This window comes from Neobacillus rhizosphaerae, from assembly GCF_937468385.1.
Classification (GTDB): domain Bacteria; phylum Bacillota; class Bacilli; order Bacillales; family Cytobacillaceae; genus Neobacillus; species Neobacillus rhizosphaerae.
The window spans coordinates 449,481-468,399 of the sequence record NZ_CALBWS010000001.1; the positions used below are offsets into that span (position 1 = coordinate 449,481).

General features: G+C 39.6%; 20 protein-coding genes. 1 reads left to right on the plus strand and 19 read right to left on the minus strand.

Going from position 1 to position 18,919, the window contains the following annotated elements:
- Positions 1–8: 8 nt before the first annotated feature.
- From rnc to M5A78_RS02190, 11 genes are all read right to left on the minus strand, one after another.
- On the minus strand, positions 9–749 hold the full coding sequence (rnc, locus tag M5A78_RS02140) for a ribonuclease III (protein ID WP_248733618.1): 741 nt from the start codon (positions 747–749) through the stop codon (positions 9–11).
- 168 nt (positions 750–917) lie between these two features.
- Positions 918–1,151, minus strand: a complete 234-nt coding sequence (locus M5A78_RS02145) for an acyl carrier protein (RefSeq protein ID WP_248733619.1) — start codon at positions 1,149–1,151, stop codon at positions 918–920.
- Between the two features lie 69 nt (positions 1,152–1,220).
- On the minus strand, positions 1,221–1,964 hold the full coding sequence (gene fabG, locus M5A78_RS02150; protein ID WP_248733620.1) for a 3-oxoacyl-[acyl-carrier-protein] reductase: 744 nt from the start codon (positions 1,962–1,964) through the stop codon (positions 1,221–1,223).
- The gene (gene fabD / locus M5A78_RS02155; RefSeq protein WP_248733621.1) at positions 1,961–2,908 is read right to left on the minus strand and encodes an ACP S-malonyltransferase; all 948 of its coding nucleotides are present in this window, start codon (positions 2,906–2,908) and stop codon (positions 1,961–1,963) included. The genes fabG and fabD overlap by 4 nt, the downstream gene beginning before the upstream one ends.
- 12 nt (positions 2,909–2,920) lie before the next feature.
- Complete coding sequence (plsX, locus tag M5A78_RS02160; protein WP_248733622.1) at positions 2,921–3,925, minus strand: phosphate acyltransferase PlsX; 1,005 nt, start codon at positions 3,923–3,925, stop codon at positions 2,921–2,923.
- 13 nt (positions 3,926–3,938) lie between these two features.
- The gene (gene fapR, locus M5A78_RS02165) at positions 3,939–4,505 is read right to left on the minus strand and encodes a transcription factor FapR (protein ID WP_248733623.1); all 567 of its coding nucleotides are present in this window, start codon (positions 4,503–4,505) and stop codon (positions 3,939–3,941) included.
- 105 nt (positions 4,506–4,610) lie between these two features.
- A complete protein-coding gene (gene recG / locus M5A78_RS02170) occupies positions 4,611–6,659 on the minus strand; it encodes an ATP-dependent DNA helicase RecG (RefSeq protein WP_248733624.1) in 2,049 nt (682 codons plus the stop codon).
- Positions 6,643–7,539: an L-serine ammonia-lyase, iron-sulfur-dependent, subunit alpha gene (sdaAA, locus tag M5A78_RS02175; RefSeq protein ID WP_248733625.1), complete on the minus strand. Its 897-nt coding sequence runs from the start codon at positions 7,537–7,539 to the stop codon at positions 6,643–6,645. Before sdaAA ends, recG begins: the two co-directional genes overlap by 17 nt.
- Positions 7,540–7,598: 59 nt before the next feature.
- Positions 7,599–8,261 (minus strand): L-serine ammonia-lyase, iron-sulfur-dependent subunit beta, encoded by a 663-nt coding sequence (sdaAB, locus tag M5A78_RS02180; RefSeq protein ID WP_248733626.1) that lies wholly within the window; start codon positions 8,259–8,261, stop codon positions 7,599–7,601.
- Between the two features lie 243 nt (positions 8,262–8,504).
- On the minus strand, positions 8,505–10,187 hold the full coding sequence (locus M5A78_RS02185) for a DAK2 domain-containing protein (RefSeq protein ID WP_248733627.1): 1,683 nt from the start codon (positions 10,185–10,187) through the stop codon (positions 8,505–8,507).
- Positions 10,188–10,202: 15 nt separating this feature from the next.
- A complete protein-coding gene (locus tag M5A78_RS02190) occupies positions 10,203–10,565 on the minus strand; it encodes an Asp23/Gls24 family envelope stress response protein (RefSeq protein ID WP_024030202.1) in 363 nt (120 codons plus the stop codon).
- Positions 10,566–10,857: 292 nt separating this feature from the next.
- On the opposite strand from M5A78_RS02190, the gene rpmB reads away from it, so the two are divergent.
- Positions 10,858–11,046: a 50S ribosomal protein L28 gene (gene rpmB, locus M5A78_RS02195; protein ID WP_248733628.1), complete on the plus strand. Its 189-nt coding sequence runs from the start codon at positions 10,858–10,860 to the stop codon at positions 11,044–11,046.
- A 172-nt stretch (positions 11,047–11,218) separates the two neighbouring features.
- Here rpmB and spoVM read toward each other — a convergent pair whose 3' ends face one another.
- The 8 genes from spoVM to rsmB all read right to left on the minus strand — a co-directional run bounded on the left by spoVM (position 11,219) and on the right by rsmB (position 18,918).
- Positions 11,219–11,302 carry a stage V sporulation protein SpoVM gene (gene spoVM, locus M5A78_RS02200; protein WP_248733748.1) on the minus strand — a complete coding sequence of 28 codons (84 nt, stop codon included), beginning with the start codon at positions 11,300–11,302 and terminating at the stop codon, positions 11,219–11,221.
- A gap of 106 nt (positions 11,303–11,408) precedes the next feature.
- Positions 11,409–12,056, minus strand: a complete 648-nt coding sequence (locus M5A78_RS02205) for a thiamine diphosphokinase (RefSeq protein WP_248733629.1) — start codon at positions 12,054–12,056, stop codon at positions 11,409–11,411.
- Positions 12,057–12,114: 58 nt separating this feature from the next.
- Positions 12,115–12,759, minus strand: coding sequence for a ribulose-phosphate 3-epimerase (rpe, locus tag M5A78_RS02210; protein WP_248733630.1), 645 nt, complete (start codon positions 12,757–12,759; stop codon positions 12,115–12,117).
- Positions 12,760–12,761: 2 nt separating this feature from the next.
- Entirely contained in the window at positions 12,762–13,643 is an 882-nt protein-coding gene (gene rsgA, locus M5A78_RS02215; protein ID WP_248733631.1) for a ribosome small subunit-dependent GTPase A, read from the minus strand.
- A gap of 89 nt (positions 13,644–13,732) precedes the next feature.
- Positions 13,733–15,712: a Stk1 family PASTA domain-containing Ser/Thr kinase gene (pknB, locus tag M5A78_RS02220; protein WP_248733632.1), complete on the minus strand. Its 1,980-nt coding sequence runs from the start codon at positions 15,710–15,712 to the stop codon at positions 13,733–13,735.
- 6 nt (positions 15,713–15,718) lie between these two features.
- Positions 15,719–16,468, minus strand: coding sequence for a Stp1/IreP family PP2C-type Ser/Thr phosphatase (locus M5A78_RS02225; protein WP_248733633.1), 750 nt, complete (start codon positions 16,466–16,468; stop codon positions 15,719–15,721).
- Positions 16,469–16,473: 5 nt separating this feature from the next.
- Positions 16,474–17,565, minus strand: coding sequence for a 23S rRNA (adenine(2503)-C(2))-methyltransferase RlmN (gene rlmN, locus M5A78_RS02230; RefSeq protein ID WP_248733634.1), 1,092 nt, complete (start codon positions 17,563–17,565; stop codon positions 16,474–16,476).
- Between the two features lie 3 nt (positions 17,566–17,568).
- Positions 17,569–18,918 (minus strand): 16S rRNA (cytosine(967)-C(5))-methyltransferase RsmB, encoded by a 1,350-nt coding sequence (rsmB, locus tag M5A78_RS02235; protein ID WP_248733635.1) that lies wholly within the window; start codon positions 18,916–18,918, stop codon positions 17,569–17,571.
- Position 18,919 lies beyond the last annotated feature (1 nt).

An 18,919-nucleotide genomic window follows, 5' to 3' on the forward strand; every position in this document is an offset into this window, starting at 1 on the left:
TGGTAAATCTAGGTTGTTTTTGCTTTTAATACGCCCAACGCCATTTGGGCAGCATGCTGTTCCGCTTCTTTCTTTGATTTCCCCGTTCCCACTCCTAGTTCTTTTCCGTTTAAGGAAACTTTGGAAACAAACTCCTTATTATGTGCTGGTCCTTTTTCTTGAAGAACACGATATTCAAGTGGACCTGTTCCATCCCTTTGAATAAGTTCCTGTAATTGGCTTTTGAAATCCATCACATGAGAAAAAGCACCTGCATTTATTTTAGGAAAGACTACTTTTTCAAGGAATTCAATAACTTTTTCAATTCCTTGATCTAAATAAAGAGTCCCAATGAACGCCTCAAATACGTCTGCAAGTAAGGCCGGGCGCTCTCTTCCGCCCGTCATCTCTTCCCCTTTGCCGAGCAAAATCAATTTTCCAAAGTCTAGCTCGTTGGCAAAACAAACAAGGGATGGTTCGCAAACAATCGCTGCTCGCAGCTTCGTCAATTCTCCTTCCGTCATGGTTGGATATTTTTTAAAGAGGAATTGTGAAACAGTCAGCTCTAGTACGGCATCTCCTAAAAATTCAAGTCTTTCATTATCTTCGAAAGGCTTTCTGCGATGCTCATTCACATAGGATGAATGAGTAAAAGCTTGTTTTAATAATTTCTCATTTTCAATCGTAATTCCGATTTGGTTTTGAAAATCCTTGAATTGATTTTCTTTAGCGCGATTGTACAATTCTTTTTCTTTACTATTCTTGCGCATAAAGTCTCCACCTTGCATTTTATTTACACACTTACCTAATAAGAGTTTAAAAAAGTTTCTCAGAAAACGCAAAGAAACTTGGCAGATAGTTTAGTTCTACCAAGTTCTATCATACAGGAAGAAAGCCCCGTTTGAAAACGGAGCTTTTTTTGAATAAATCTAACGAGACTACTTACTGCTATTTATGTAATTAACAGCGTCACCAACAGTGCTAATGTTTTCAGCATCGTCGTCAGAAATTTCCATATCGAACTCATCTTCTAATTCCATTACTAGTTCAACTACGTCAAGGGAATCAGCGCCAAGATCATCCTTAAATGAAGCTTCAAGCTTAACTTGAGACTCATCTACACCTAAACGGTCAACGATGATTTTTGTAACACGTTCTAATACCTCTGCCATGCTTGTTCACCTCCCCTCAAGCTATTATAGAGTATTTCTTTCAATTAATAAATGAAAGAAAAATTAAAATTACATTACCATGCCACCGTCAACATGCAACGTCTGACCTGTAATATACGATGTGTCATCTGATGCCAAAAATGCTGTTATTTTCGCAATATCCTTTGGCTCTCCTAATCTTGCTAAAGGAATTTGTTTTAGCATTTCCGTTTTTACATCTTCAGATAATTTATCTGTCATATCAGTGGTAATAAAGCCTGGCGCAATCGCGTTTACAGTAATATTTCTTGAAGCTAACTCCTTAGCAGTTGTTTTGGTTAAACCGATGACACCAGCTTTTGCGGCGACATAGTTCGCTTGCCCCGGATTCCCACTTACCCCGACAATTGAAGCGATATTAATGATGCGGCCAACCCGTTGCTTCATCATTTGTCTTGTTACTGCTTTTGTGCAAAGGAAAACACCTTTTAGGTTAATGTTGATTACATCATCCCATTCTTCTTCCTTCATTCTCATTAATAAATTATCCTTGGTAATACCAGCGTTGTTAACAAGGATATCAAGCTTGCCAAAGCGATCAATCGCTTCTCTAACCATCTCTGTCACTTCTACGACATTCGATACGTCACATTTGACTGCGAAGGCTTCTCTTCCCAGAGCTTTGATTTCATCGACTACTTCATTAGCCTTTGCTTCACTGCCGGCAAAATTCACGGCCACATCAGCACCTTGTCTTGCCAGCTCCAAGGCAATTTCCCTACCAATACCTCTTGATGCACCCGTAACAAGGGCAGCTTTTCCAGCTAAAATCATCGTTCTTCCTCCTTAAGCGCATCTACTACCGCAAGAGCACTTTCCTCATCCGATACAGAATACGTTTTAACTGTTTTATCGACTTTCTTGATTAAGCCGGAAAGAACTTTTCCCGGACCAATTTCAATAAACGTGTCGACACCCAAAGCAATCATTTTTTGGACAGAATCTTCCCATAAGACAGGGGAATAGAGTTGTTCAATTAATTTATCCTTTATTTCAGAAGCTGAGCTGATTGGCTCTGCCGTTACATTGGCAATAACAGGTATTTTGGCATCCTGCATATCTGTACCATCTAACACTTCTCGCAGCTGGTCGGCGGCAGGTTTCATTAATGGAGAATGGAATGGACCACTTACTTCTAAAGGCAGGACCCTTTTTGCCCCAACTTCTTTTGCTTTTCCTCCAGCAAGTTCAACACCACTTCGCGAACCGGAAATGACTATCTGCCCAGGACAATTTATATTAGCTAAAGACACAGGGAAACCTGAGTCATTTACTTCCTTTGTTACTGCGGAAAGAGGATCACGGTCAAGACCTAAAACAGCAGCCATGGATCCTTCACCATTAGGAACGGCGTTCTCCATGAACTCTCCCCGCTTCCGAACGGCAAATACTCCTTCTTCAAAGGAAAGAGCGCCTGCAGCAACAAGAGCGGTATATTCACCTAAACTGTGGCCCGCTACAAAGTCCGCATTAATTCCAGATTTCCGGAAGAAATCTAAAATAGCAATACTTGTCGTTAACAACGCAGGTTGTGTGTTAAAGGTTAATGTCAACTCTTCCTTTGGCCCTTCAAAAATAAGCTTACTTAACTGAACATCTAGTGTTTTGTCTGCTTTGGTAAAATAATCCATTACATCAGAGTGTTTTTCTGCTAACTCTTTGCCCATTCCAACCGCTTGTGATCCTTGTCCGGGAAACACAAATGCTATTTTACTCATTTCAACACTCCTTTAAAGATCTACTTTAACAATATTTGCATTTTCAACTGTTTGTTTTATTAAACTAACGACATCATTACTTACCATTTCTCTTGTTTGCCGGATGGCGCTGAAAATTGATTGACCATTGGAAGATCCATGGGCCTTGATAACTGGTGCTTTTAAGCCAAAAAGGGCAGCACCGCCATATTCTGAATAATCCAGGGTGTTTTTCAAGGTCATGAGATTTGGTTTCAACACTGCTGCAGCTAATTTACTCTTAAAGTTGCTCATTAAAGCTGACTTTAGCATTTTAAACATGGAAAGAGCGGTACCTTCAATTGTTTTTAAGACCATATTTCCAGTAAATCCATCGGTAACGACAACATCAGCAACTCCTTCAAGTAAATCTCGTGCCTCAACATTACCGACAAAATTTAAATTTGTATTTTTTAATAGGTCAAAGGCGTGCCTAGTTAGTTCATTGCCTTTTTTTTCTTCGGTCCCGATATTTAAAAGTCCGACTCTTGGTTTCTCTATACCTCTTACCTGTTCGCTGTAGATGGAGCCCATTATTGCATTTTGCAGCAAATGCTCAGGCTTGGCATCAGCATTTGCTCCTACATCAAGGAGCAGAAACCCTTCTCCACCAATAGTTGGAAGTGTAGGTGCTAAAGCAGGTCGGTCAATCCCTTCAATTCTACCAACAACGAAAAGACCGGCTGCCATTAATGCTCCTGTATTACCTGCAGAGATACAGGCATCCGCTAATCCATCTGCAACTTGCTGTGCTGCCAGTACCATCGAGGCATTTTTCTTACGACGAACTGCTCTAACAGGTTCATCGGTTCCAAGAATAATCTCAGTTGTATGGACAACCGAAATCCGCTCATGACCTATTAACGTTTCTTTAATTTTATTTTCATCCCCGACTAGGGTGATATGTATATCAGAAAATGCATTTACGGCTTTCATCGCACCTAAGACGATTTCTTTCGGGGCATTGTCGCCGCCCATTGCGTCAATTGCTAGTTTCAATTTGCCTCATCCTTTAACGGTTATTCGAACGGTACATTTCAAATTCTCCGGTAAAAACAAGCTCATTATTCACAAAACTTGTCACTTCGACAAACGTTCTGTCAACAACCTCATCAATTTTGATTACCCGTGCTTTAGCGATAACCCGTTCATGTAATTTTACCGAACGCTTAAATTGAATATTCGCTTTGGCAGTCAGCGCTAATTCATCGTTAATAACGGCCACAGCCAAGGAATTGGCCTGAGCAAAAACATGATGACCACGGGCTATATTATTTCGTTTAAAGACATGCTCTTGTTTTACATCCAAAATTGAAATGGCACTACTATCTAATTCTATATCAATAATTTCACCAATGACTTCTTCTAATGGTAAGGAGCGGACTTCATCCTCGAACCGTTTCTCGGCCACCGTTTTTATCCGTTCACGGAGTTCCGGAATCGATAATTCTAACCGATCCAAACGAATTGTTTGGACACTCACTTGAAATTTTTCTGCCAGGTCTTCATCCGTAATAAAAGGGTTCTCTTTTATGGTTAAGTTTAACAACTGTTGGCGTTCTTTTTTACTTCTTTTCATATTTCACACCGTCCGAGATATTATGACTAGGTACTAAGAGTAGTATAAAATTTAAAAAAGCAGATTGCAAGGATAAATTTCTCTCCTCTTCTCTGCTTTTCCTCATTAATCGAGTTTCTCTCCCTCTAAAACACCCGATTCCTCTAGTTGCTCTCTCAGGTATTTATAGTCGGGAGCTGTCCAAAAAGTTTCCGACTGGATAAGCATAGCCGCATCATTCCTCGCAGTTTCTAATGCTCGATAATCATGGACCATATCGGCTACCTTAAATTCTGGAACTCCACTTTGTTTTTTTCCAAAAAAGTCCCCCGGTCCTCTTAACTCTAAATCTTTTTCACTTAAAATAAATCCATCGTTCGTTTCTGTCATGATCCTCATTCGTTCTTGACCAACTTCCGACTTTGGGCTTGCCAGTAAAATACAATAGGATTGATCACTCCCACGGCCAACACGACCGCGGAGCTGATGTAGCTGTGATAGTCCAAATCGTTCCGCATCATAGATGACCATCATCGTGGCATTAGGCACATTCACACCGACCTCAACAACTGTGGTCGATACAAGCACTTGCACTTCATTTGTACTAAACTCTTTCATGACCGAATCCTTTTCATCGGAACTTAAGCGGCCATGCATGAGACCGACCTTATAGCGATTTTGAAAATAATGCGTTAACGTGGTATGCACATCAATTGCATTTTGCACATCAAGTTTGTCCGATTCTTCAATGAGTGGACAAATGATATAGGCCTGATGCCCTTTGACTAATTCTTTTTCGACAAAGGCGAGCACTCGCTCAAGCATTTCCGGCTTTGCCCAGTAGGTCTCAATCGACTTTCTGCCAGCTGGCATCTCGTCAATAATCGAGACGTCCATTTCACCAAAAACCGTGATTGCCAATGTCCTAGGAATTGGTGTTGCTGTCATAAACAGTACATCAGGGTTTTCTCCCTTTTCCCTCAATACTCGACGCTGCTCAACACCGAATCTGTGCTGCTCGTCAGTTATGACAAAACCGAGTCTTTTAAAAGTAACCTCATCCTGAATCAAGGCATGTGTACCAATTAATATATCAACTTTTCCTTCTGCTAATTCTTGGAGGATTCCGCGTCTCTGTTTCCCTTTGATGGAACTAGTTAAAAGCTCACACTTTACACCAAAAGGTTCAAGTAAGACTTTCAGTGATTCGACATGCTGCTCAGCTAAGATTTCTGTTGGTACCATTAAAGCTCCTTGAAAACCCGCAGTCACGGATGAATATAATCCAATTGCCGCCACCACTGTTTTTCCGGAACCAACATCCCCTTGCAAAAGACGATTCATGCGGAACGGAGATTTAAGTTCTGCTAACACTTCATTGACCACCCGTTCTTGCGCATTTGTTAACGGAAAGGGCAGACGATTGATAAACTCATTCAATTTGGCCAAATCATAGTTTTGTTGGATTCCTGGGGAATGCTCCCGTTCAAATTTCCTCAAGGCTTGCATTTTTAATTGAAACAACAAAAATTCCTCATAAACAAAACGGCGTCTCGCTTGCTTCACATCCTCTTGGTTCCCAGGAAAATGCATCGCTTTCACTGCATCATGTTTGTTTAAGAGCCGGTATTTTTTTAAAAAGATTTCAGGAAGTGTTTCTTCTATGAAATGCCCATATTGTTGAAAGGCAATACTAATGAATTTCCTCATTCCTTTTGTCGTTAATTTGCCTCTTAATGAGTAAACTGGTTCAAAATCATTAGTTTTTGCGTTAGGGCCTGCCTGCATTTCGTTGGCCGTAATGGTTTGCCGATGTGCATCCCATTTTCCTGTTACCGTAATAGTTTCATTTATGATCATTTTATTTTTTAAATAGGGCTGATTAAAAAAGACTACTTTAATAAGGTAAGACCCGACGAAAAGCCTGATAGTCAGCTTAGATTTCTTTTTTCCATAATAGACAAGAGAAGGCTCACTATGAACCTTCCCTTCGATTGTCACTTTCTCATCATGCTGTACGTCCGTCATTTCGCGGATGCGATAATCTTCATATCGATATGGAAAATACTCCAATAAATCATGAATCGTAAAAATTTTCATTTCCGCGAAAGATTCAGCAGTCTCTTCCCCAATTCCCCTGATAGCGGTTAGTGATTGATTAAGATTTGGATTCACTATTTTTTAGCGGTATACCGAAGATCTTGGCTTGGAGTTCACGACCTGTCGGCGTAGCCGCCAACCCTCCTTGCGCTGTTTCTTTTAGAGCTGTTGGCATTGATTGGCCAATTTTAAACATTGCATCAATGACTTCATCACATGGAATGCGGCTCGTAATACCTGCTAACGCCATGTCGGCTGCTACCATGGCATTGGCTGCCCCCATGGCGTTTCGTTTCACACACGGGACCTCAACAAGGCCGGCTACAGGATCACATACTAATCCCAGCATGTTTTTTAATGTAATCGCCATCGCTTCCGCACATTGGTCGGGGGTGCCGCCTGCCATTTCCACAATTGCAGCCGCCGCCATTCCCGCTGCCGAACCAACCTCTGCCTGGCAGCCACCGGCAGCACCAGAGATTGAAGCGTTATTGGCGACAATAAATCCGAATGCCCCGGCCGTAAACAAAAATGAAATCATTTGCTCCCTCGATGGGTTAAGCTTTTTTTGGACTGCAAACAAGGTCCCTGGAACGACACCGGCAGACCCGGCCGTCGGCGTGGCACAGATGGTCCCCATCGCAGCATTTACTTCATTTGTTGCGACTGCTTTACTAACGGCATCGAGAATCGTTTCACCTGTTAAAAAATTGCCCTTTTCGATATACTTTTGCAGAAGGACCGCATCGCCACCCGTTAATCCCGAATGGGATGAAACACCTTTTATTCCTCTTTCAACAGCTTCTTCCATCACAGTAAGATTTCGATTCATAAGAGACAGTATATCTTCCCTGGAACGCCCTGTTACAGTTACTTCCTGCTCAATCATGATTTCAGATATTTTTTTATTTTGACTATTTGCGAGTCCAACTAATTCAGCTACATTACGAAACACAAACCTTCCCCCTCTTTAGTATTGCGAGCTTCAGCGCTCAGGCGCATCCGCTTTTCAAACTAATCAACAATCTTGGTAACTTTTAATATATTAGGAAGTTTTTCTAGTTCTTCTAAAATTAGTTCATCAATGTTTTGATCCACTTCAATCGTCATTAAGGCTAGTTTCCCGATTTCTTTACGAGAAACCTCCATATGCCCTATATTTATTTCGTTTTTCGCCAAGGTGTTAGCAACACTTGCGATGGCTCCAAACCGATCATTATGAACAACGAGGATTGCTGGATGATTTCCAGATAGCTTTAATTCAAAGCCATTAAGCTCAGTAATTTCAATTTTCCCGCCGCCAATGGAAATTCCGACTAATTCAAGCTCGCCTTGATGGTCGCCAACAATAATTCTAGCAGTGTTCGGATGATCTGTTATCGCATCCTCCTCAATAAATCGAAGCTTAATCCCTTTTTCATTGGCAATATCAATCGCATGAATGATTCTTACGTCGTCAGTATCAAAATCCAATAATCCTCCAACAATTGCTACATCCGTCCCATGCCCTTTATAGGTTTTTGCAAACGAACCGTATAAAGAGATATTTGCCCATTTTGGCTCCCTGCCAAATAAGCTTCTGGCCACTCTCCCTATTCTTGCTGCCCCTGCTGTATGTGAACTTGATGGACCAATCATAACCGGTCCAATGATATCAAACACGCTTCTATATTTCACTCAGATACTCCCCTTTGTGCAAATTTATCCATTTATGCATTGTATGTAATTAATTACTATTATTCTTCAGTCAACATAATAAAGAAAGTGTGAGCAGAGCTTTAGCTTCACTTAATTTATTGAAATGTACATTTTTCACACAAAATGGATATTATGATTCGTTTTTGCAGAGCTCCAACCCTTAAGCAGATAAAAAAAGAAGGGTCCCGACCTTAGGGGTCCCCTTCTCATTTTAGCGGTTCCTTATTCAATTGAAAAGATAAAAGAATAAAGTGGCTGTTGCCCATTATGGATTTCTATTTCAACATCAGAAAACTTTTCTTCTACAAAATCAGTTAGATGTTTGACTTCTTCTTCTGTAACGTCATTACCATAAATAATCGTTAAAATTTCGGAATCCTCATCTAACAATTTAGACAGAAGGTCTTCCGCCACTTTTCCTTTATCCTTGTTTTTAACGATTATTTTCCCTTCGGCAATACCCATGAAATCATCTTTTTCGATTTCTAACCCATCAATTTGAGTATCTCTTACAGCAAAAGTAATTTGACCAGTCTTAACATGGTTTAGTGCATCCTTCATCGCCGCTTCATTTGCCAACACATCTGCGATAGGATTAAACGCTAATAGCGCTGAAAGCCCTTGTGGGACTGTTTTGGACGGTATCACGTATATTTCTTCATCTGAAACATCGGCAGCCTGCTCAGCAGCCATAATGATGTTTTTATTATTTGGCAAAATAAATACCTTTTTAGCATTTACTTGTTTTACTGCTTTGACAATATCCTCCGTACTTGGATTCATCGTCTGTCCGCCTTCAATAACGGCATGTGCTCCAATACTTTTAAATAAATCGGCAATCCCTGCCCCCATCGAAACCGTGACAATCCCATATTCCTGAACTTCCTTTAGAGAGTCAGGGCGTTGGGATTCTGAAGCAGTTTGGGTCTCACCAACAATATTAGAATGCTGCTGACGCATGTTTTCGATTTTCATATTAATTAAGTTGCCGTAACGCTGTCCGTAGGTTAATACTTCGCCAGGCTGCTCGGAATGGATATGTACCTTGGCCACATCTTCATCAGCAATAACCAATAATGAATCACCAAATTTGCTTAAGTCATTTCGAAATACTTCTTCATTGAATGTCTGCTTGCCCACTTTATTCTGTTCAAACCTCACCATAAATTCCGTACAATATCCAAATTCAATATCTTCCGTGTTTATATGACCTTGGACACTTTTATGATGTTCAGCACTTACCATTTCAGACATGGAAGGTAGTAAATCAGATGATTCTGGAAGATTTTCACCCTTCAGGACAGCGAGAAAGCCTTCATAAACGATAACAAGACCCTGTCCACCGCTATCCACGACACCAACTTCTTTTAATACCGGTAGTAAATCAGGGGTACGCTTTAAAGAAGCCTTTGCTTCCTTTAATACTTCTTCCATAATCACGATAATATCGTTTGAATTTTGGGCAGCCTGAACGCCTTTCTTTGCAGAATCCTTCGCGACTGTTAAAATCGTTCCTTCTACAGGCTTCATAACAGCTTTATAAGCTGTTTCCACTCCAGCCTCAAAGGCCTGAGCAAAATCTTTACCGGAAATTTTTTCCTTCGATTCAACTGCCTTAGAAAATCCACGGAATAACTGGGAGAGAATGACCCCTGAATTTCCGCGTGCTCCCATCAACAAGCCTTTGGAAAGAGCCACTCCAACTTTTCCAATATGTTCCTGAACATTATTTTTTACTTCCTTTGCCCCGGAGCTCATTGATAAATTCATATTTGTTCCAGTATCACCGTCGGGCACAGGAAAAACGTTGAGCGCATCCACCATTTTTGCATTTGCAGCCAAATGGTTGGCACCTTGGATCACCATCTCGGCAAAACGTTTTCCATCTAATGCTGTTATTGACACAAACCTTCCTCCTCACTACGGGTTCGTCACACGAACTCCCTGAACGTAAATATTGACCGAGTCAACGGCAAGTCCAACTGTCTTATCGAGGGTGTATTTAACTTTTGATTGCACGTTGTGGGCAATTTCGGAAATTTTCGTTCCATAACTAACAATTATGTACATATCAATATGTAATGCCTCATTTTCCTGCCGTACAATTACTCCTCGAGTAAAATTTTCTCTTCGCAGTATTTCCGTAATTCCGTCTTTAATTTGATTCTTAGAGGCCATACCTACGATTCCATAACATTCGATTGCCGCTCCTCCGGCAATGGTAGCGATTACTTCGTTTGATATATCAATTTGTCCGTACTTTGTTTTTAATTCGATGGACATGAATCGTTCCCCCTTTGGATTATTGCTCCTTGACTACAGTCATTTTACTATAGTCACTCAAATATTGAAAGTCATTCCTACCTGAATAAAAAAAGCGTATTTTAATATTGCCTATGTCAAGGTATTTTTCTTGAAAGGTTTTTATTCAACTATTGCATTCAAATAAGTTGTATGATAAATTATTAAGGTATCTCAAGACTAGAAAATTTGGTCAAGCCAATTTTCTATATCCAGATGAAGCATCTTAAAGATTGCTGTATAAAGCTTTTGGTAGTTAAGGAGGGAAATCATTATGCCACGTAAATGTGTAATCACTGGAAGAAAAACAACAACTGGTAACGCACGTTCTCACGCTATGAACGCTAATAAACGTACATGGGGTGCTAACTTACAAAAAGTACGTATTCTTGTTGATGGAAAACCTCAACGTGTTTGGGTTTCTGCAAGAGCGTTAAGATCCGGTAAAGTTGAACGCGTATAATAAGTAAAGCGGTAGCGCCAAATCGCTTGTTCACTTGCAGTTTGGTGGTAGAGCTTGACAATTAAGAACAAAGCATCCTACATAAGGGTGCTTTTTCTTTTACTTTTTATCATTCCCAATCAAAAAAATAAAAAACACCCAAATATATAATGGGTGCCAGCGGATAAACGTTCTATTCGTTTTTCTTAAACACACCAATCATCGCTCGGACAAGTCCACCTAAAAATTTCGGCAGTTTAATTGTATAGAATTTCATACTGTCCCTCCTCACAAATCTCCCACTGCATATTCAAATTAACTTTTTTCGTACACTTTACATTTTATTCCACCGAACGAAATCAGTACCAAAAAAGTCATGCCTATTAATCGTTACTTCTTATCACTATTAATATGCCTTCGGAAAATGAAAAAGTACCATAATCACTAATAAGTTCATTACTAATACATAGTGTAGAGCCGAGTGAAATATGACGATTTTTCAAAGGAAATTTAAAGCCTTCTAGTGTGAGATTGGTAACATTTAACGTTAAAGGAACAAAGGAAATATATTTTTCAGCCAGATTTTTTTTTATGTTATAGGTACCTGGTTCTTTTAAAAAGACAGTATTATGACGGTCTATTAAATAAATGGCGGCTGATTTATTTGCTTTCAGTGGGTTATACAAAAGCTGCACATTGGCAAATAAATGATCGAGTCTGCCTCCAGTTGCTCCAAACAATCGGACTATACTTGGATTCTGCCCTAATGCCCAATTTAAGGCAAGTTCCATATCCGTTTCATTTTTCTCTGGTTTATAACGTTTCAATTCTCCAACATGACCTTCAATCAACGTTAATTCTTCCTGTGAAACAGAATCGAAATCACCAAAAGCAATGAGTGGCTTTATATCCCTTTTTAACAGGTAATAAACACCACGGTCTACACCAATCCATATTGCACTTTCCTCTCTATATTCAGTTAAATCAGGAAGAAGGTCTTCTGGACCACCCGCAAGAATATTGATAATCATCTATCATCACCCCGTATAATAACGAAAAGCCGGGCATAACAAGCCGGCTTTTCACTCTCTAATCTCTTAATAACGAAATGGCTTTTGCGTAATCAGGTTGATTATAAATCGCTGAGCCTGCGACCAGTACATTTGCACCTGCTTCTATACACAGATTTGCGGTTTCCTGATTTACGCCGCCATCAATTTCAATCTCAAGAGCTAACCCTTTTTCTTCAGCCATCTCTTTTACTTTTCTTATTTTTGGAAGGACCTCAGGAATGAACTTTTGACCGCCAAATCCAGGATTGACTGACATTAATAACACCATATCAATATCCCCAACAATATGTTGAATGGATTCTACTGGCGTGGCTGGATTTAATACTACCCCCGCCTTAATACCAAAAGATTTAATGTTTTGAATCGTACGGTGTAGATGACGGCACGCTTCCACATGAACCGTAATATAATCAGCTCCAGCCTTGGCAAATGCTTCAATATATTGATCAGGGTTCTCGATCATCAAATGCACATCCAGCGGCAGCTTTGTAATCGGACGAATAGCTTCCACAATCAACGGGCCAATCGTAATATTGGGTACAAAGTGACCATCCATGACATCAATATGAATGTAGTCAGCTCCCGCTTTTTCAACTGCTAAAATCTCTTCACCCAATTTTGAAAAATCGGCGGAAAGAATCGAAGGTGCTATTTTCACCATTCTTAATACCTCGGCTTTCTATCTTTTATTTCTTGGAGAAAATCTAAATAATGTTTATAGCGGTAAGCTGGGATTCCACCTGATTCAACCGCCAGTTTAACCCCGCATTTTGGCTCAGTCACATGTAAACAGCCCCTAAATTTACAATCCTCACTCGCCTTTTGTAATTCAGGAAAACAGGAAGTTAAATCTTCCGTTTCAATATTATTGAACTCTAACGAACTGAAGCCAGGTGTATCTGCAATAAGGCCATTTCCAATTTTCATAAGCTCTACATGTCTGGTTGTATGTTTTCCACGGCCAAGATGTGAAGAAATATCATTGGTTTTTAATTCAAGGTCCGGTCTTAATACATTCAACAACGAAGACTTCCCCACACCTGATTGACCAGCAAAAACCGAGATTTTATTATCCACATGGGGAAATAATTGTTCAATCCCTGCTTCTGTTTCTGAAGATGTAAGGATTACCTCATAACCAGCTGCTTTATATTGTTCGGCATATTCTGAAATCGTTAACTTATGATCACTTGTTGCCAAGTCTATTTTGGTAATACAGATTAATGGTACAATCTGATTAAATTCCACCAAAACAAGAAACCGATCTAATAGGACAGTGCTGAAGTTCGGTTCTACAGCTGAAAACACAAGAATGGCCTGATCAACATTGGCGATTGGCGGGCGGACTAATTCATTTTTCCGCTCTTTTACTTCGAGAATATAACCTTCCCGTTCGTTTTCAGCTTGAAAAACGACTTCATCACCCACAAGCGGGGTTATTTTGTTTTTCCGGAAAACGCCTCTCCCTCGGCATTGGATCATTTCTTCATTTTGAAGAACATAATAAAAACCACTTAATGCTTTGACAATTTTTCCTTCAGGCATAGTCACACTCCTTGCCCAATAACTTACCACGTGTCTTATTTTTTTCTATAAAATTCTGTTCGAGTGCAATATTTTTTCCATAGGTAGAACTATTCTGTATCTGAATAGTTTTTATTTTCTTCGATTATGACCTTGGTGTCACGAATGACTTTGTACCCAGCTTTCCCACCATATGGTATTAATAATTTAATTTGTTTCTTGGTATTTTCAGTAATATAAAATGGAAGTTCCGAAGGTTCTGTCATACTGTGATTCATATCCTCAATGAAAATGGTAACCAATTGTTTCTGGCCCGGCTCCCCCGGAACAGACGGTTCGTAAGGTATTGTTAGATAAATGATAACCTCTTTTGGCGGCTTTTCTTCTTTTCCTTTTGAAATAATGACCGTAACCTTGTCGCCTTTTTTCATTTCTGTTCCTTTTGGAGGCGACTGAGATATGACCATACCTTCACCAATCTTATCATCATATTTTTCTTGAGAAGCATCCAGGGTCAATCCAACTAATGAAGTATAATCTTGAGCCCCTTGTAAATTGTATTGCGTTAAGTCCTTTAACAATATTTTCTCAGGTCCCTTACTGACCTCAAATTCTAAAATCGTATCCTCCGGCACTACCTTTTCTCCACCTGGAGGGTCTTGGCTAATAATTGTTCCCGGTTCACTATCATCATTTTTTTCATTTTTTCTAATGTCTTTAAAACCTTTATTTTCTAATAAACCGTAGACATCCTCATATTGACGCGTAACATAATCTGATAGTTCATATTTTTCTTTGCCAGAACTAATGTATATGTTGATTTTTGAATTTTCCTTAACCGTGCTGCCAATTTCCGGGATGGTTTTAATTACTTTTCCGTTTTTGACTTCTTCGTCAGTTATCTCGACTTTTTTCCCTGCCACCAATCCTTTAAGTTTAAGCTTAGAAATGGCATCATCTAAATTCATTCCACTTATATCTGGAACTTTAATATCCTTTGAAGTCAATAATCCAGGTAAAACGGTAAAAGATATTCCGAGAATGACAAGTACCAAGAAGGTAGATATTAATACTATCGGCCACTTTTTTCGTTTTCCTTTTTTACTCTTCCCATTTTTTGAAGGAGCTTTCGGGCTTCCCATGGTCTTTTCATTACTATGCACTAATGTTTCATCAAGGTTTTTTAGCGGCCTGTCATCTGTTATTACAGGAATGGCCTTGGTTGCTTCAATATCAATGGGGATTACAAACTTGGGTTCGTTCATCCTTTCAAGGTCGAGTGCTGTCCGTAAATCCTCCTCCATTTCATCGACACTATTATACCGATGGAAGGGATCTTTTGCGGTTGCTTTTAAAACAATATTTTCAACACTTTGTGGTATGTTTGGATTCCATCTTCTTAATGAAGGTGTTTCCGATTGAAGATGTTTTAAGGCAATCGATACAGCCGACTCCCCTGAGAAGGGAAGCCTACCTGTCAATAATTCGAACATGACAATCCCCAACGAATAAACATCAGATTTCCGGTTGGCCATCCCGCCGCGAGCCTGCTCCGGAGATAAATAATGGACTGAACCAAGTACTGAATTTGTTTGCGTTATACTGGTTGCACTTAAAGCCATGGCTATTCCAAAATCAGTGATTTTCACATTACCCTCATTATCAACCAAAATATTATGAGGCTTAATATCCCGATGGATGATATGGTTTTGATGGGCATGTGAAATCGCTGATGTCAGCTGCCTCATGATTCCGATGGCCTCTTCAACTCGTAAAGGTGATTTTTGTTGTATGTATTGTTTTAGAGTCATTCCATCGACGAATTCCATTACGATATAATAAAGGTCATTTTCTTCGCCTACATCATAAATATTAACGATATTTGGATGAGCAAGACTTGTAGCTGACTGTGCTTCCCTACGAAATCTACGTATGAACTCTTCATCATTTGCAAAATCAAGGCGAAGCATTTTAACGGCAACATCGCGGTCGAGAATCATATCATGGGCTAAGTAGACATTTGCCATACCGCCTCCGCCAATCATCTCTAGAATCTTATAGCGGCCGCTAATTCTTTTCCCAATTAACATTTATCTTCACCCTCTTTCAATATTCTCATCAAACTCTAGTATGATAAGGGTGATGTTGTCTTCTCCACCATTTTCATTTGCTAAGTTAATCAGTGTTGTAGCCTTTTGTTCCAGTGAGTCTTCGGAATGAAGAATAGTATGCATTTGCTCTTCATTTACTTTATTCGACAATCCATCAGAGCATAAGAGCAGGATATCTCCATCCTCAAACATAATAGTTTTAGTATCTATTCTGACATCTGGTTCTGTTCCTAAAGCTCGCAAAATAACATTTTTCCTCGGATGATGCTCAGCATCCTCTCTTGTTATTTGGCCTGTTCGAACTAATTCATTTACAAGTGTATGATCTTCAGTCAATTGCTGAAACCCGATATCATTTAATATATAACAGCGACTGTCGCCAACATGTGCAATGGTAGCAAAATGATTGGTGGTAATCACCGCTTCAATAGTAGTACCCATACCATCGCATTCTTGGTTGCTATTTGCATGTTCAAATACCAATGTATTTACTTGAATAATATGAGTATTAAGCCATTTTTCAGCATCGTCTGCTGTTTGAATCCCTTCTGATTGCTCCCACATTTCTTGCAAGTGGGAAACAGTCATTTTACTAGCCACATCACCGGCCTTGTGACCGCCCATACCATCTGCTACAATGGCTAGGCGATGACCATCCCGGTTAACAAAAGTTCCGCCGCAATCCTCATTATTTTGGCGAACTCTACCTTGATCCGTTTTATAAACAGCCTTCACAAAAGTCACCTCGTCTCTTCTTTCCGCTCCTTTGCACGAAGTTGTCCACATGCTGCATCAATATCATGACCGTGCTCTCGGCGAATTGTCACATTAATACCACGTTGTTTCAGCGTTTTTTCAAAAGCAAAAATTTTGTCTCTTGGTGTCCTGACATAATCCCTTTCAGGAACATAGTTAACCGGAATAAGATTCACGTGACATTTTATCCCATTTAACAGCGCAGCTAATTCTTCTGCATGTTCAGTTGAATCATTCACACCGCCAAAAAGACCATATTCAAAGCTAATACGTCTTCCTGTCTTATCGATATAATACCGCACTGCTTTCATTAAGTCATCTAGTTTATATGCTTTGTTAATCGGCATTAATCTTGATCGTATTTCGGTATTTGGTGCGTGAAGTGAAATAGCGAAATTTATTTGTGTATTTTCATCAGCAAATTGATAAATTTTCGGGACAATTCCACTTGTTGAAACGGTTATATGACGCGCTCCGATATTAAGGGCTTTTTCATGATTAATTATTTTTAAAAAGGATAACATGTTATCGTAGTTATCGAACGGCTCCCCAATTCCCATGATAACGACTGAGCTAACACGTTCATCTGTATCATCAAGGGCCTGTTGCACATTGACTACTTGGGCAACAATTTCCCCGGCTTCCAAGTGCCGTTTTAAGCCTCCAAGCGTGGAAGCACAGAAAGTACATCCAATCCGGCAGCCTACCTGTGTCGTGACACAGACGGAATTCCCATAATCGTGGCGCATTAGCACTGTTTCAATTGAATACCCATCATGAAGCTCAAATAAGAATTTGATAGTTCCATCGGAAGAGGTTTGCTGAATGACCGTCTTTAATGTGGTGATTTGATAGTGACTTGAAAGTTTATCCCGCAATTCTTTACCTAAATTACTCATATCATCAAAAGAGGTAATTCTTTTTTGATAAAGCCAATCGAAAATTTGTTCGGCACGAAACGGCTTTTCTCCATTCTCTGAAAGCCAGTCCTTTAATGCTTGTAGTTCTAACGAATAAATCGAGGGAAGCTTTTTGTCTAGGGTTGTGTTCGTATCAGTTGTATTTAATTGTTCCAACTGTTACACCTTCTTTCTTAGGGTCGCTATATAGAATCCATCTGAGCCAAAGTCCTGTGGGAATATTTGCAGGTCATAGCCAGATATTAATGGTTGAATGGCTTCAGGCATCCTGTTTTTGAAAGATAAATCCGGTTCAAAATCAGGATTATTTTCCAAAAACTTCGTTACTGTATTTTCATTTTCCTCTTTATCTACTGTACATGTACTATAGACAAGAATACCACCCTTTTTCAATAAAGGAGCAACTGACGTCAATAAATCTTGCTGAATAGTACTTAAACGTTCTAAGTCCTTTTCTGTTTTTGTATATTTCATATCAGGCTTACGCCTCATTACTCCAAGGCCTGAACACGGTGCGTCAAGGAGAATTCGATCAAATGATTCAATCTTAAACTTTTCCTGTATATGTCTAGAATCAGATACGCTTGTTTTTATATTTCCTAACCCTAAACGTCGGGCATTATCGTTGATTAATCTTACTTTATGCTGATGAAGATCAACCGATATCACTTCACCTGTATTATCCATCTGTTCCGCAATATGTGTGCTCTTACCCCCTGGGGCTGCACAGGCATCAAGAACGAATTCGTTTTGCTCGGCACCTAATGCATAGGCAGCTAGCATCGAACTTTCATCTTGAATCGTAAACATTCCATATTTAAAGGCTATGGTGGAAGCTAAGTTCCCCTTTAAACACCTTATCGCCTCAGGTATGATAGGACTTTTTTCGATTTGAAAACCATCCTCTTCTAAAAGTGCGATACATTCATCTCTCGAAATTTTTGTAAGATTTACTCTAGCTGTTTGCATGGGAGCTGTTAAGTTAATCTCACACATTTTTCTCGTTTTATCAAAGCCAAATTGGTTAACCCACCTTGTAATAAGCCATTCAGGGTGACTTGTTTCCAAAGCTAACCTTTGGTTCGGATCAGAAATGTCATTTAATGAACGAAGCCCTTCGCGCTGAATACTTCTTAACACTCCATTTACTAAACTGGCAATCCCTTTATGCCCGCGTTTTTTAGCAATTTCTACTGCTTCGTAAATGGCGGCTCTGTCTGGAATCCGATCGAGATAAACCATTTGATAGAGTGTTACTCTAAGCAAATGATGGATCCAATCGGCTAATTTTTTATTCTCTTTGACAAAAGGCTCTAAAAAATAGTCTAATGCCATTCTTCTTTGCAATGTTCCATACGTCAATTCTGTTAGTAATCCAACGTCCTTTGAAGACAATTCATTTTTTTCAATCGTCGTGTTAAGAAGCAAATTGCTATATGATTGGTTTTTCTCAATCGTAGTTAATAAGTCCAACGCAATTTCACGTACATTTTTTTTCGTTGATGTCATT

What these genes read in the sequence shown, in the direction of transcription:
- rnc (WP_248733618.1), bottom strand. Translation starts at nt 749, where the DNA reads ATGCGCAAGAATAGTAAAGAAAAAGAATTGTACAATCGCGCTAAAGAA.
- M5A78_RS02145 (WP_248733619.1), bottom strand. Translation starts at nt 1,151, where the DNA reads ATGGCAGAGGTATTAGAACGTGTTACAAAAATCATCGTTGACCGTTTA.
- fabG (WP_248733620.1), bottom strand. Translation starts at nt 1,964, where the DNA reads ATGATTTTAGCTGGAAAAGCTGCCCTTGTTACGGGTGCATCAAGAGGT.
- fabD (WP_248733621.1), bottom strand. Translation starts at nt 2,908, where the DNA reads ATGAGTAAAATAGCATTTGTGTTTCCCGGACAAGGATCACAAGCGGTT.
- fapR (WP_248733623.1), bottom strand. Translation starts at nt 4,505, where the DNA reads ATGAAAAGAAGTAAAAAAGAACGCCAACAGTTGTTAAACTTAACCATA.
- M5A78_RS02190 (WP_024030202.1), bottom strand. Translation starts at nt 10,565, where the DNA reads ATGTCCATCGAATTAAAAACAAAGTACGGACAAATTGATATATCAAAC.
- rpmB (WP_248733628.1), top strand. Translation starts at nt 10,858, where the DNA reads ATGCCACGTAAATGTGTAATCACTGGAAGAAAAACAACAACTGGTAAC.
- spoVM (WP_248733748.1), bottom strand. Translation starts at nt 11,302, where the DNA reads ATGAAATTCTATACAATTAAACTGCCGAAATTTTTAGGTGGACTTGTC.
- M5A78_RS02205 (WP_248733629.1), bottom strand. Translation starts at nt 12,056, where the DNA reads ATGATTATCAATATTCTTGCGGGTGGTCCAGAAGACCTTCTTCCTGAT.
- rpe (WP_248733630.1), bottom strand. Translation starts at nt 12,759, where the DNA reads ATGGTGAAAATAGCACCTTCGATTCTTTCCGCCGATTTTTCAAAATTG.
- rsgA (WP_248733631.1), bottom strand. Translation starts at nt 13,643, where the DNA reads ATGCCTGAAGGAAAAATTGTCAAAGCATTAAGTGGTTTTTATTATGTT.
- pknB (WP_248733632.1), bottom strand. Translation starts at nt 15,712, where the DNA reads ATGTTAATTGGGAAAAGAATTAGCGGCCGCTATAAGATTCTAGAGATG.
- rsmB (WP_248733635.1), bottom strand. Translation starts at nt 18,918, where the DNA reads ATGACATCAACGAAAAAAAATGTACGTGAAATTGCGTTGGACTTATTA.